This is a genomic window from Mesorhizobium sp. M4B.F.Ca.ET.089.01.1.1 (assembly GCF_004022605.1).
Classification (GTDB): Bacteria; Pseudomonadota; Alphaproteobacteria; order Rhizobiales; family Rhizobiaceae; genus Mesorhizobium; species Mesorhizobium abyssinicae.
In genome coordinates this window covers 1-477 of record NZ_RZOS01001371.1, presented here as the reverse complement: position 1 = coordinate 477, position 477 = coordinate 1, and the positions used below count along the sequence as shown (strand labels likewise).

Genomic DNA, 477 nt, shown 5'->3' with positions numbered 1-477 from the left:
CAGTTGATCACTGTAGGGCGCGTTCACCGTCGTCAGGACTGAACCCAGATGCTTGCTCATCATGCGTGCAAGATAGTCGTTTCAGGCTTGTCGCACAAGTTGCCGCCCTCTTCCGCACCATCGGCGATCCGGGACGTCAGCGTTGTTCTCGTGACCGAAATCAGCCAGAATCGCCCTCCAAGATCGCCGACGAAGGCACGACGTTCCCTTGGCGAAAAAAAGCGCGGAATTTCCCACCCGGCCGGAGCCCGAGAATGACCGAGCAAAGACCCGTCCGCCTGCCCGATCCCGCTTCCGTCGAAACCGTGCTCACGGCCTTAGAGCCGCAGTCGGCCGACGCCGGACTGGCCCCTGCCCTGAACAAGGCCTTTCCAAGCTTCGTCTTCACCGTCGCGACCATCGACGATCCCTACTGGTGCAACCCTCACGACGTTGTCGCTGCCGAGGGCACCCGCCTGGGGACCATCGCGCCTGGGT

1 pseudogene is annotated in these 477 nt (G+C 62.3%); it reads left to right on the top strand.

Going from position 1 to position 477, the window contains the following annotated elements:
- Positions 1–254: 254 nt before the first annotated feature.
- A pseudogene (locus EN780_RS37575) lies at positions 255–477 on the top strand (hypothetical protein); the annotation flags it as partial.